This is a genomic window from Microbulbifer sp. CnH-101-G, assembly GCF_052466775.1.
Genome location: NZ_CP174292.1, coordinates 3,049,314 through 3,062,205, shown reverse-complemented (window position 1 = coordinate 3,062,205; position 12,892 = coordinate 3,049,314). Strand labels below are relative to the sequence as shown.

The 12,892-nt window shown below is 46.1% G+C and carries 10 protein-coding genes, 1 tRNA gene and 2 pseudogenes; 10 read left to right on the top strand and 3 right to left on the bottom strand.

The window, feature by feature from the left end; all coding sequences use genetic code 11:
• Positions 1–51: 51 nt before the first annotated feature.
• The 8 genes and pseudogenes from folP to ACJJID_RS13540 form a co-directional block, all read left to right on the top strand.
• Entirely contained in the window at positions 52–900 is an 849-nt protein-coding gene (gene folP / locus ACJJID_RS13575; protein WP_444919940.1) for a dihydropteroate synthase, read from the top strand.
• A 99-nt stretch (positions 901–999) separates the two neighbouring features.
• Entirely contained in the window at positions 1,000–2,352 is a 1,353-nt protein-coding gene (gene glmM / locus ACJJID_RS13570) for a phosphoglucosamine mutase (RefSeq protein WP_444919939.1), read from the top strand.
• Positions 2,353–2,479: 127 nt separating this feature from the next.
• Positions 2,480–3,214, top strand: a complete 735-nt coding sequence (tpiA, locus tag ACJJID_RS13565; RefSeq protein WP_444919938.1) for a triose-phosphate isomerase — start codon at positions 2,480–2,482, stop codon at positions 3,212–3,214.
• Positions 3,215–3,282: 68 nt separating this feature from the next.
• A complete protein-coding gene (gene secG / locus ACJJID_RS13560) occupies positions 3,283–3,720 on the top strand; it encodes a preprotein translocase subunit SecG (protein ID WP_152454767.1) in 438 nt (145 codons plus the stop codon).
• Positions 3,721–3,727: 7 nt separating this feature from the next.
• Positions 3,728–3,813 (top strand) — tRNA-Leu (locus tag ACJJID_RS13555).
• A gap of 115 nt (positions 3,814–3,928) precedes the next feature.
• Entirely contained in the window at positions 3,929–4,204 is a 276-nt protein-coding gene (locus ACJJID_RS13550) for an Arm DNA-binding domain-containing protein (protein WP_444919937.1), read from the top strand.
• A gap of 59 nt (positions 4,205–4,263) precedes the next feature.
• Positions 4,264–4,554, top strand: coding sequence for a phage integrase central domain-containing protein (locus ACJJID_RS13545; RefSeq protein ID WP_444922634.1), 291 nt, complete (start codon positions 4,264–4,266; stop codon positions 4,552–4,554).
• An 8-nt stretch (positions 4,555–4,562) separates the two neighbouring features.
• Positions 4,563–4,937 (top strand): annotated as a pseudogene (locus ACJJID_RS13540) (tyrosine-type recombinase/integrase); the annotation flags it as partial.
• Positions 4,938–4,996: 59 nt separating this feature from the next.
• Here ACJJID_RS13540 and ACJJID_RS13535 read toward each other — a convergent pair.
• Positions 4,997–6,054: pseudogene (locus ACJJID_RS13535) on the bottom strand (IS3 family transposase).
• A 483-nt stretch (positions 6,055–6,537) separates the two neighbouring features.
• On the opposite strand from ACJJID_RS13535, the gene ACJJID_RS13530 reads away from it, so the two are divergent.
• Complete coding sequence (locus tag ACJJID_RS13530; RefSeq protein WP_444919936.1) at positions 6,538–7,083, top strand: hypothetical protein; 546 nt, start codon at positions 6,538–6,540, stop codon at positions 7,081–7,083.
• Positions 7,084–7,748: 665 nt separating this feature from the next.
• On the opposite strand, the gene ACJJID_RS13525 is transcribed toward ACJJID_RS13530, so the two are convergent.
• The gene (locus tag ACJJID_RS13525) at positions 7,749–9,104 is read right to left on the bottom strand and encodes a hypothetical protein (protein WP_444919935.1); all 1,356 of its coding nucleotides are present in this window, start codon (positions 9,102–9,104) and stop codon (positions 7,749–7,751) included.
• A gap of 903 nt (positions 9,105–10,007) precedes the next feature.
• Here ACJJID_RS13525 and cueO point away from each other — a divergent pair.
• A complete protein-coding gene (cueO, locus tag ACJJID_RS13520; protein ID WP_444919934.1) occupies positions 10,008–11,579 on the top strand; it encodes a multicopper oxidase CueO in 1,572 nt (523 codons plus the stop codon).
• 31 nt (positions 11,580–11,610) lie between these two features.
• Here the strand turns inward: cueO and ACJJID_RS13515 are convergent, their stop codons facing one another.
• Complete coding sequence (locus ACJJID_RS13515; RefSeq protein WP_444919933.1) at positions 11,611–12,672, bottom strand: FAD-dependent oxidoreductase; 1,062 nt, start codon at positions 12,670–12,672, stop codon at positions 11,611–11,613.
• Positions 12,673–12,892: the final 220 nt, after the last annotated feature.

Sequence of the window (12,892 nt, the reverse complement as noted above, 5' to 3'; positions counted from 1 at the left end):
GGATGGCGTCAATCCAACCCGATTCGACATTCCGTTTTTTTATCTCTGTATATGAAAATTACCTGTGGAAAACACACCCTGGATCTCTCCTCACCTGTGGTGATGGGGGTTCTAAATACCACTCCTGACTCCTTCTCCGATGGCGGTAGTTACTATCAGGCCGGCATGCTAGATCTATCCCTTGTCTTGCGTCGGGCCGAGCAAATGCTATTAGAGGGAGCCGCAATTATTGATGTAGGCGGTGAGTCTACTCGCCCCGGAGCCGATCCCATTTCCGAGCAGGAGGAACTCGACAGGGTACTGCCTGTAGTGGATGCTATTTGCGCTAGGCTGGATGTTGTCGTCTCGGTTGATACCAGTACACCAGCGGTTATGCGTGAAGCTGCTGTAGTGGGCGCAGGGCTTATTAATGATGTTCGCGCGCTAGAGCGAGATGGGGCTCTTGAGGCTGCTGCTCAAACAGGTCTGCCAGTATGCCTGATGCATATGCAGGGACAGCCCAATACTATGCAAAGCGCTCCCGCTTATGGAGATGTCGTTGCAGAAGTCGCAAATTACCTGGCAGGGCGCATTAAGGCCTGCGAGGCCGCGGGTATTAGCCGAGAACACCTCCTATTGGATCCAGGTTTTGGCTTTGGGAAGACTGACGCCCATAATCTTGCTCTCTTGAGGGCTTTATCCCAACTGGGACCAGCGGAAACTCCTATACTGGCTGGCTTATCACGCAAGTCGATGATCGGGCGTCTTTTGCAGCGAGAGGTAGAGGATCGACTGCCTGGCAGTTTGGCACTGGCTATGCTGGCAGCCCAACGAGGGGCAAAGATTTTACGGGTGCACGACGTTGCCGAGACGGTAGATGTATTGCACTTACAGAAAATTGTGGATGAACATAAAGCCTAATTTCTAAAGCAATTATTTGCGATCCAGAGTTGTGTGGGCAACTGATTAAACAGTTTGAGAAATTAATTGCGGTGTAATTCACTGCTATAGAGAAATGTTATGGAAAGAAAGTACTTTGGCACTGACGGAATTCGTGGTCATGTGGGAGAGGGGGCAATTACCCCAGACTTTATGCTGCGGTTGGGATACGCCACCGGTAAAGTGCTAGGGAAAATGTCTGCGGGAAAACGGTCCAATCGCCCCTACATTTTAATTGGGAAGGACACTCGGGTTTCAGGCTATATGTTTGAAGCGGCCCTGGAGGCGGGTTTGATCTATTCCGGAGTCGATGTGGGATTGCTTGGCCCCATGCCCACCCCGGCTATTGCCTACCTCACACGCACTTTCCATGCTCGAGCGGGAATAGTTATTAGCGCTTCCCATAACCCTTTCCATGATAACGGCATCAAGTTCTTTTGTGGCGAAGGTTATAAACTTCCCGACGAAGTAGAGCGCGAGATCGAAGCGGCTCTGGAGCTTCCTATGGAAGCGGCTGAAAACCTTGGCAAGGCTTATCGAGTCGATGATGCTGCCTCACGCTATATCGAATTTAGCAAAGCGTCGACACCCTGGAACTTCTCTCTGGGTGGGTTGAAGGTTGTCCTTGATTGTGCAAATGGGGCCACTTATCACATAGCGCCGAAGGTCTTTCGCGAGTTGGGGGCGGAAGTTACAGCCCTGAGCGCAAGCCCCGACGGACTGAATATCAATCTGGAGTGCGGTTCCACCAAACCCAAGCAGCTACAGCGCGCGGTAGTGGAGCAGGGTGCAGACCTGGGGATTGCCTTTGATGGTGATGGCGACAGAGTCTTGTTTGTTGACCGCAATGGTGAGCTTGTCGATGGTGACCAACTGCTCTTTATCATCGGCTTGTATCAACAGGAGCATCTCGGCGGTTGTAAAGGCATTGTCGGCACCCTGATGAGCAATTATGGCTTTGAGCTGGCTCTGCGCGAGCGCAAGATCCCATTTGAGCGAGCGAAAGTTGGCGACCGCTACGTGCTTGAAAAAATGAAGGCAAATGGCTGGATGCTGGGGGGCGAGTCTTCCGGTCATATTATCTGTGCTGATGCCTCCACAACTGGAGATGGTATTGTTGCTGCCCTCCAGGTACTTCGTGCCCTATCAGAGTTTGATCAACCACTGCACCAACTCAAGGCGCGTATGCAGATGCTTCCCCAGCACATGATCAATGTGCGACTTGGGCATCGCGATGGCATACTCGATCACCCAGAGGTGGTGGCCGCAGTCAGTGATGCGGAGCTTCAGCTCGCTGAGAATGGACGCGTGTTGTTGCGCCCCTCAGGTACGGAGCCCCTGATTCGCGTGATGGTGGAAGGTCGTGATAGCGCTCAGGTAGAGCAACTGGCACAGCAAATTTCCTCTGTAGTGCAAAGGGTTGGGGGCGGCTGAGCCCTTTACTCGGATCGCCTTTGCTGTGTTCTAAAGGGCGCCACCAGAGACTTAAACAAACTCGTATATTTTTGGTTGTATGTTGGCGGCAATGTCGCTAAGATTTGCGCCCCTTGAAGGAGCACATATGCGAATACCGCTGGTAGCAGCAAACTGGAAAATGAACGGCAGTAAAGCATTTGCCGAGCGTTTTTTTTCTGACTTCGACTTGCAGGCTATTGCCGCTCAGGTTGTTGTATGTCCACCGTTTCCTTATATCCCCTTGGTTTCCCAGGTTGGAGAGAATAAGGAACGCTTTAGCGTCGGTGCGCAAAACCTCAGTCAGGAGTCCAGTGGTGCTTACACCGGTGAAATATCTGCTGAAATGTTATTCGACTGGAATGTCCGCTATGTCATTGTCGGGCATTCCGAACGCCGCAGTCTCTATGGGGAGACAAGCGAGCTGGTAGCCAAGAAATTTGTGGCTGCTCAAGAGGCGGGTTTGATTCCGATCCTCTGTGTGGGGGAAACCTTGCAAGAGCGCGAGCAAGGGCGAACTCTCGAGGTAGTCGCAGGCCAGCTTAAAGCTGTCGGCGATATCACAGAGAGTGATGTCTGGAAGCGTTCGGTTGTGGCCTATGAACCAGTTTGGGCCATTGGCACCGGTGAGACCGCAACTCCTGAAGAGGCTCAGGACGTCCACCAGTTTATTCGAGGAGAACTCGGAGATGTGGGCGATGAAGTACAGATTTTATATGGCGGTAGTGTAAAATCCGCTAATGCCAGCGCGTTATTTGCGCAGGCTGATATTGACGGCGCCCTTGTGGGTGGCGCTTCGCTTGATGCGAAAGAGTTCGCCGCAATTTGTCGCGCTGCTGGATAATATTCAGCGAGCGAATTAGGGAATACTGAAAACGGGTTAGTATAACCCCGGCAGAGAGTTTCCAGAAAATGGAAAAAATTGTTTTAGGTATACATGTTCTGGTTGCATTAGGTATCATTGGCCTGATTTTATTGCAGCAGGGTAAAGGTGCTGAGGCTGGTGCTTCCTTTGGTGCAGGCGCATCTCAGACTGTTTTTGGCAGCCAAGGTGGCGGAAATTTCTTTTCCCGCTTGACAGCAATTTTGGCGACGGTATTCTTCGTCACCAGTTTGGGGCTGGCCTTCCTGGCTCGCCAAAACGCAGATGCCAACATCGACCCCAATTTGCCGCAAGTACCTGCTGCAGTAGAGCAAGTTGGACCGGCCAATGAGTTGCCACAAATCGAAAGCGATATACCGCAACTTGAAACAGATCTGGAAGCCGGTGATGTTCCTCAGGCTCCAGCAGAAAGCGGCGAATCTCAAGAGCCAGCCGCTGGTCAAGATGGTGACGAGGAACAACAGTAAAGTTTTAGCCCAGGTGGTGGAATTGGTAGACACGCTATCTTGAGGGGGTAGTGAGCTATGCTCGTGCGGGTTCAAGTCCCGCCCTGGGCACCACATCAAGATCCGAAGAAGTTCGGAATCATCCAAAAAGCCCGGTAAATCCGGGCTTTTTGCTGTCTGAAGGGTACGCAGCCCTCCGCTCTAGTTCATTGTCATCCGGTGCTATCTGGTGCTACATTTGGTGCTACCTCGGTTCAATTTAGAAGCAGGTAGCACCACCTTGGTCCTGCCAGATACTCAAATCAAACAAGCCAAACCAAGCGACAAGGATCAGTGGCTTACGGATGGACAGGGACTGCGCCTGTTGATCAAACCTACTGGCTCCAAGTATTGGCGGCTTAAATATCGATTCCAAGGAAAACAAAAGACGTTGGCCTTGGGCGTTTACCCCTCTGTAAGTCTCAAACAGGCGAGGCAAAAAGTAGCTGAAGCAAACAGCTACTAGCAGAGGATCGTGACCCTTCAGCACAGAAACGAGTTGAGAAGTACCAAGCCAGAGTCAGTATTGACCGGAGTTTTGCTGCTGTTGCTGAAGAGTGGTGGAACCAGCAGAAAGGAACCTGGACAGAGGACCATGCCAACCGTGTATGGACTAGGCTACGAGATAATACCTTCCCTCGAATTGGCCAAAGGCCCATAGCTTATCTTCAGCCCCAAGATGTAATAGCCATTGTCCGCGATATTGAGGAGCGGGATGCTATGATGTTGCGCAACGGGTTTTACAGGATATTCGCCGCGTTTGTCGCTATGCCGTTCAGGTTGGCAAACTTACTCACAATCCAGCGATTGAGTTAACGGGTATTTTGCGTGGCAGAAAAAGTAACCACCGGGCTTCCCTCCCACGAGAAGAGTTACCTTGCTTCCTGAAAGAGTTAGAGCTTTATCAGGAGCGAGGGCGGATATTAACCAAGCTCGCTATCCAGTTATTGTTACTCACCTTTGTTCGACCGGGTGAATTACGTTGTGCACGTTCGGAACAGTTTGACTTTGAATCCTCTCTTTGGCGAATCCCCGGTGAGCGTATGAAGATGGGCACGGATCATATTGTGCCGCTGTCTTCACAAGCTCTTGCTGCACTTGAAGAGTTGAAGTCTTTAACTGGCCAGCACTCTCTTCTTTTCCCCTCTGAGCGGGAAAGGGCTCGGCCAATGTCAGATAACACTATGCGTAGGGCAATTTTTAAAATGGGGTGGGACGACTCTCAAGAGGGAAGAAGTAAAGCGATCACTTATAGTGATCAACTATTTCCGGATAGTAAGTTAAGGTTTGTTTCAGCTTTCGCAGGCGGTATTCCGTCATTGTGTTGCTAGGGACGCTTCCAATTGTAGTAAGTCATCAGGTAATGACTGATGTCTCGCCTTGCTTCTGTGATGGATGTGTAACCGAGAGACGGTATCCATTCACTTTTTAGGTTCCGAAACGGTCTTTCCGTTGGTGTATTATCCCAGCAATTTCTATGCCGACTCATACTCTGAGCCATTTGGTAGCGTCACAGCCATTGGCTGAACGGATGACTGGCATACTGGCTATCATGATCAGGGTGGAGTATAACTCCATCGGGTTTTCCTCACTGTTTCCAGGCCTTTTACAGCTAATGATCCATTTGGTTGCCCGGAGAAGGCTTACCCAACGATACGGCGCTAGATAACACCAGCTTGAATATAGGTAATATCACCTCATCAAACTTGGATGGGCTTATCTACGATAAACTGGTGGTTAAGTTTATTTGCTATACCTAAGCGCTCTACGATTGCTCTCTTTTACTTATGAGGACCAGGTTGCTTACATACCAAGTCCGTTTCATACATGAGCCTTCGAGCTTTAAAGTGCTCGATTGGTACCCCTGCTCGCAGAGTAAAGCTACGATTGTACGGTTTCTGGCAGAGCTACGACCGCGCTCGAAGGCCTCAATGATTTTGGAGCAGAGTTACACTCTGGGTAAATCAGCGGGGTTCTTTTGTTTCCTATATTCGTGGTAACTTGGTTGAAATATTTCAAACGCTTCGGGACCAGTTCCACGAACTCCTGTTTACTTAATTGGTCAATCAACACATACGATTCATCTCGTCAGACACTAAGATGCGGTAGCCTTTTTTCGGATTTCTTTCTCCTTTTTTAAGCGACTGATAAGAGCTTCATGCTTCTTAATTTTCTGTTACTTGGTGATCAGCACTTTACTTGTAGGCGTCTATCCACGACGCTCAGCCTCTAGTTGCTTAACCCAATGCCGGATATCCGTTGCACAACACCCGTTGATGGGGCTGGTTCCAGGGCCGAATAGCTTTCTTCTACGATTAGCTAGTGTAAATTCAGGAGAAAAAATCGAAGTTGCTTGCAAATTTAACACCTCTATCTTCGGTGGCAACTTTACCATCTAAATTGGTGTCCGGATTTAGTAGAACATTACACTTTACAATTCAGCACAAGAGTACAAAATTGATGCGCGAAGCCTAGAAATACTCTCGAAATAGACAGAGGAATTATTGATGTTCTTGGTCCCTTGAAAAGGGTTTTCGAGATTCATATAAGAAGCTTATCTGCCAGACCTGTCGCCACTCAATTTGTTTGTCAGTTAGTGGAACCTTGGTACATTCTAAGAAGCATGTTGGCGCTTTTAAAGCTCGAAGTATATTTGCCGCCTCCTAAAATGACTGCGGTGCAGGGATTCTTGTGGCTAGGGAATCTTAACAGTTTTTCTGAGTGAGGTTGGTGATTTCTTGTTAGTTAATAACAGAGTATTTATACTGCCTGCTCGTATATTTTTTTTAAGGATGAAAAATGAAGTTTTTGAAGTATATGCTGCCCGCACTGGCTTTACTGTTTATGAATCAATCGTTTGCTGAAATGGTTTTTATTAGCGGAGTTAAGCATAGTGTCACAGATTACTCTCATAGTTCAGATACTCAGCGAGTTGCCGACATTGATATCCTAAGTGATGAGGGGCAGGAAATAACTTTTGATATTACCGCAATCGTTTCAGGTTTAGGTCGGTTGAACCCCGATGTTATCTGTCGTTATACATACGGAAGGGATAATTGCTACACAAGAAATCATCCCAGGATTTTCGATTTTGTTTATGATGTTAGGGTCACCGCAAACTGTATTGCTAAAGATGGTAGTAGAACGGCAATAGGAGCTGACAGGGATAATAAGAATGTTTACACCAATGTACCTATTTCAGATTTTCGTAGTGAGGTGGTCTTAACTATAGACAACGCCTCAATTTCTGGCGGGAAGTGTAAAACCTTAACCATCGATATCCAGGGTGACTTGGATGTAATTAACGAAGTAGATTTAAAAGTCTTTACTTACGAAAAATTTTAGTTAGTAGAGTGGTGGTGCCGGTAAAAATTATTGGCACCATTTTAATCAGTCTAAAAATTCATATGGCAGTTTATCCAGAAGTGATAGTCTACCATTCGTTCCCTATCTAAATGCTTTCCAGAAAAAAATTGGAACTCCGTGAATAACTAGCATTACTATTAATAGTGAGCGGATACATCAAAAGATGAAGAGACTTAGCTCTGGTTGGTTAACATCGATTGGTTCCAAGTGATAACTGGAATTCTCTTATCCTGGTAGGTAGATTGTCTTGTAACCACTTAAAAAGTTCATTCGGTTACCCTCTGCTTTGGCTCGCTCTAGGACTGCTATTCAGGCTAGCCATTACCAATTGTTAATATTATCGAAATCAAGGATTTTTAAGGCGCTTCTTTACGGAGGGAATGGAAATTAGCAAGGTGCTAAAATCCTTGCCGATTATGAAGTATTTCGCATGAATGCTTTATCAGTGAAGGGGCGATATTCTTTGGCCTGCTGGAATTTCTGGTAAATAAACGTGTTTTGCTTATGATGATAGCCTGGAAATATTTGATTTTAAAAATTCACTTAAATAATAATCTTATATTTGTAGTTGATACATAATGCTGCTTTTATTGATGAGTTATTTAACGTATTTCGCAGTATTAAAAGTTGAGTTTATCAATAATTTATTGCCATATAACGCTGCTATTGTTTTGGCCAATCTGAATAACCATGATGTAATTAATTTGGCTGTTTTGCACGATATCCTGTCTGTTTTCATTGCCGATTTGTTTGCTTTTAATATAATTTGAAGTTCCTTTTTGGATAATAGAGAGGTTGTTTCGGTCACCAACTTGACTAGCAGATATGCTCAGATCTTCCCCTGTCTGGATAATAATTGCAAAATTTTTAGAGCCTGTCTGGTGTGTGATAATATTAAGATATTCTCCAGCTTGTTCAATTTCGCTAATATTTTTAGCACCAAGCTGTTCGCTGGAGATACTGATGGAGAGACCACTCTGATTCGCTGTGAGTATATTGTCTGAGCCAAATTGGTTAGATTTTAATGTGCTTAGCTCTGTAATGAGTTGGTTAGCGGTGATCTGATTACCTGATTTGGATTGCTGAATTTCCATTGTGCTTTGATCAGAAACTTGCTTTAGGAGGGCATCGTTATCTTTCCCCCTCTGGTTGAGCTCAATGGTATTGTATATCCCAGACTGCATAACTGAGGCCTGGTTGGCTTCGCCCCTTTGCAACATCGTAATATTGCTAAAAAAGCTTTTTTCCTGACTAATCAGTGCGCGATTAAATTCATCATACTGCCGGACTTCTAACCTGCTTTCGGTAGACAAAGATTGAGATATCTCAATGAAATTCTTACCGCCATCTTGGAGCAGGTTAATATTGCTATTGTTAACATCAATCAAATAAATAGAGGCAAAGTTTTCTTTGTTATATTGAAGGGACGATATGGTGTTGGAGAAACTCGTTTCATTTTCCTTTACAACAATTTGATGTTTATTCCCATTTTGAGTAGCTTCTATATTGCTGGAAGTGCTGGATTCTTGATTGGAAATAAATATATTGTCATCTCCTTCTTGAATGTTTGTGACTCTATTGTTTTCCCCTGCATTTTGAGTGGCATTAGATGAGTTTTGGTTGCCTATCTGTAATATGGATATTTTGCTATCGAGGCTATTATTCTGGCTAGCAGATACTATGTTGGCGTTACCAAATTGTTGGGCTGTAATAGACGATGAGATACTGCCAATCTGGTAAATGGTGGCTTGGTTTCTCTGGCCAGTTTGGGTGGTTTGAATACTGCTATCAATAGTTTCAGGTTTTTGTTCAATAATGGTCTTATTGTTATGACCTGACTGAATTTCCTCGATAGAGTTGTTGATTTCCAGTGATAATTGATTGCTGTTAAGGCTGTTTTTCGAGACTAATTGGTTCCGTGGAATAGAGTTGTCTACCGCAAGAGTCGTGGCACTGAGAAAAATAAGCACCCCAGGAATAAAATTGATATACGGGGGCATTAGTGTCTCCTTTACTACTTAAATCTAAGGAAATCGTCAGTACTGGAGGTCGGCTTTTGGAAACCTATGACCTTATTTAACAGGTTGTAAAAAGCCAAAAAAGATAGAGGCCTTGTGTTGAAGGACTAATTGCACTCAACCATTTATTGAGTAACCAGATATTGTGAGGCCAGATTATTCACTTTGAGTCCCCTCCGTGCATGTGGGTAAAACTTCTCATAAAGTATCAGAGTAGGCCAGATTTCACGCCATAAGAGATAAGTACTAATTATATGAGAAGAAAGTATGGTGTTGGCATCCGTTTTCACGAAGGTCCTTCATTGACATCGATTTTTTAATTTGGGTAGTTGGTAGATTGAGAAACTGTGATAAACAATAGGTTGGCGGCCAAACCATTTTTATTGTTTTCTTGTGTGCCGTTTTGGGAGTGCCACCTGCATCAAAGTGAAAGTTCTGATCATTTATTTAAGATTGCACAGAAGTTTTCCCTGCCAGGGTCGATAATTTAAGAGATTCGTATGCGAGAAAAATTTCTCATGTTTTATGTTTGTCTGCATCAATATAGAGCCGTTTTTATCTAAGGGGCTAGATATCTTTGCTTGTAGGAAAACTGCAGGATATCCAGTAAATTGGATTCCGTATAATCCTTTTAGTTATGTGGTTTCTTCGCCCGCTAGAGATGAAAATATATTGCCTACCTCAATGGTTTTTTCGTAGTGTCAATTTTGGATTTTGCATTTGCTTCTTTAGTATCTGGCGCTTCGATTTCATTTTCCATTTCACTGGTTGTTTTTTAAGGTCTATGCTGCCTTAAGGCTTGATGCGGTTACTGTAAACAAACTGTTCAAGCAGCACTATAAAAGATCTAACTGCTAATGCCGGGGTTACAAGGAGGTGTTATTCGTGTCTCGTTTATCGCGTCGGGACTTCTGTTTAGGTACCTTGGCGGCTTCTCTATTGACTGGAGCCCATACGAAGGCCCAATCCACTGGCCCCGCAGACTCTTCTACAAGGCCCTTGCTGCCAATTCCCCCTGAATTGAGAGCTGACTCATCGGGCAAAATTGATCTAGTGGCTAAGCCAGCCAAGCAGACTTTCCTGAAAGGAGTAACAACGCCAACCTATGGATTTAATGGGCCCTTTTTGGGGCCGGCTTTGCGTTTCCGCAAAGGTGAAACGGTGATCGCTAATGTACATAACCTGCTGACTCAAAATGTAACGGCACACTGGCACGGGTTAATTGTACCTGGCCATGCCGATGGTGGTCCCTATATGCCCATCAAGCCAGGTCAGACTTGGACTGCAAAACTGCCTATTATCCAGCAGGCGGCGACACTTTGGTTTCATCCCCACCTCTATCCCACTACTGCTGAGCTCGTACTCAAGGGATTGGCAGGGCTTATTATTATCGATGATGAGAATAGTGATGCGCTGCCTCTACCTAAGCGTTGGGGCTTGGATGATATTCCTGTGATTATCCAGGATCGACGCTTCAATAAAGATGGCAGTTTCTTTCATCGCTTTAATGAAATTACTGTTGCCGCCGGTTATTGTGGTGACCACCTACTCACTAATGGCGTGATCAATCCGGTGGTTAAACCTCCCAGAGGGTGGCTGCGTTTCAGAATCCTGGATGGCTCAAATGGTCGCAACTACCGGCTTTCCACTAGTGATCAACGGCCCCTATATGTGATTGCCACTGATGGTGGATTTTTGCCGGAACCGGTAGAGGTGAAAGAACTACCAATTGCTGCTGGGGAGCGCTATGAGGTGATGGTGGATGCCCGCAATGGCCAGCCCTTTGATTTTTTAACCTTGCCGGTGCCACAGCAGGTGATGCGCCTGCCTCCATTCGATGGACCAGTGGTGTTTCTCAGTGTCTTGCCTAGCAATTCGGAGGGGCAGGGAACCCTGCCTGAGCAGTTGGTCTCAATGCCAGACATACCCACAACATTACCTCCGGTCAGTCAGCAGTTGGTTATGCAGATGAACCGCCGAAAGATCTCCGATAAGCTGATTGATGCCACAGGCCTGGAGAAAATGGTTAACTCAGGAACAACTGATCCTGCGGTGGTAGCTAAGGTTCTCAAATTGATAACCGAGGCACCGGCTTTGCCACTGAAAGCCCAGCTGACAGCCAATGCGGTCAGTGGTGTTTCCTTTTCATTTACTGAGCCGGGCTTTAAGGTCCCCATTAACAAGGATTTGCGCTGGCGCATTTCAGAAGGCAGCGACACAATGCTACACCCTGTACATATTCATGGTTGCCAGTTTCGCCTGATCAAGCTTAACGACGCCACTCCGCCCCCATATATGCATGGCTGGAAAGATACGGTACCCATATCCAATGCTGGCAGTGCGGAGATCTATGTTCGCTTCCCCCTTGAGGCAATGCCGGATATGCCTTACATGGTGCACTGCCACGTTCTCGAGCATGAGGATTCTGGCATGATGACAGAATTTAGTGTGACTTGAGGTGAATTTGTTTGGGGAGAATTTCCTTTTATTAAAACTCCACCACAAACCTGCTAATTCTCCTTTTAATAAAAGGCAGATGATTGGCGGCAGCCAAGAGGGCGCTAAATTCAATTTTGCTGAGGAAAGATTGCTCAGTGACAATTTTTCTTCCATGTTCAGTGATATCAATGACCTTCCTATCTTCTCGATGACGAAGCGCAGAATATCCATCCAGTTGATCTTCTGCGATACACCGGGCTAACTCGGCCGCATCCGCAATCCCCAGATTCATGCCCCGTCCCCCAACTGGAGAATGGCAGTGTGCTGCATCGCCTGCTAGGTGCACTCTTCCTTTGGAGTAGCTCCTTGCCTGGCGGATAGAGATTTTGAAAATGCCCTCCCGTCGTACTTTGTGGATCCTTAGAGGGAGGGGAAATGCCTCCAATGCCTTTTCGCAGCTTGCTACAAAGCGGTATCGATTTTTGCCTATAGGTACTGAAACCACTACAACTCCAGGCTTAATCTGGGCTAACGTGAATGTTTGAGGGTGAGGCCAATTATCAATCTCTACATCGGCTATAGACCAGAGTTCTTTTAAATCGAATCCGGGGTAGGGGATGTTGGCATTCTGTCGAACTACGCTATGAACACCATCGGCGCCGATAATAAGATCGAAGTTTTCCTCCTCGCCGTTAGAAAACTGGGCCACAACGTATTGCGCTTCCTCACGAAAGGTATTGAGCGCAAGTTTATATTCGACCTGCACACCCTTTGAAGCCAGTGATTCTGCTAGGATGGTTTCGGTACGATCCTGGGGAAGACCTAAGATGGTTGGAAAATAAGAGGAGCTGGAGTGCAGGGGCATAGTCAAGGCAAGGTGACTACCTCGATAGATACAAGCTGTTTGAATGGGTACCCCCTCTTCAATCAATTTTTTGGATACCCCTGAATGGGAGAGTAACTCCAAACTTTTAGAGGTAATTCCAACAGCCCTGCTCAGAGTCGAGGCGCTATCGCGTTTATCTATAATCTTGGCGAATATTTTTCGACGTGCTAATTCCACGGCAAGAGTAAGACCCGTTGGCCCCGCACCGACAATTAGTACCTTCATAGAAACCAGATGCTTTCTCTCTTATTTACAACAATAGTACAGTAATCAGGAGTGGTAGTTGCCACCGAACCTTTATTCGTGGTTAGTGGGGGGGGCGTAAAATCAGCAATGAATCGACTAGAATCGTTATCCTAGTCAAATAGTGTTTTACGGGAGTAGGGTTGATCTTGAAGAGTGCGAATGGGTTTCTGCATCAATCCTTTTGTGGCTATGAGTACCT